Source organism: Citrobacter sp. TBCS-14 (genome assembly GCF_005280805.1).
GTDB classification, from domain to species: Bacteria; Pseudomonadota; Gammaproteobacteria; order Enterobacterales; family Enterobacteriaceae; genus Citrobacter; species Citrobacter gillenii.
In genome coordinates this window covers 1-217 of sequence record NZ_SZWM01001032.1, presented here as the reverse complement: position 1 = coordinate 217, position 217 = coordinate 1, and the positions used below count along the sequence as shown (strand labels likewise).

Below are 217 nucleotides of genomic sequence, written 5' to 3'. Positions count from 1 at the left end.
AGCCCGTCATTCCATTTAAAGGTGATTCGTACCTTCGACCAGGTAACGAGCGCTCCGGAAAAGTCATCGGGGATGGCTGCCGATAAGATACAGGCGGGGGTGATTCTGCTGGGTTTTATGCGCAAAGAGTTAAACCTGTCCAATTCATCGGTACTGGGCGCATGCCAGAAGCTTCAGGAGGCTGCTGGCCTGCCAAATCTGACTCCGCAGTATGCCA

General features: G+C 53.5%; 1 pseudogene. It reads left to right on the top strand.

What is annotated here, in order from left to right:
* Positions 1–217, top strand: a pseudogene (locus tag FDX22_RS23800) (KilA-N domain-containing protein); the annotation flags it as partial.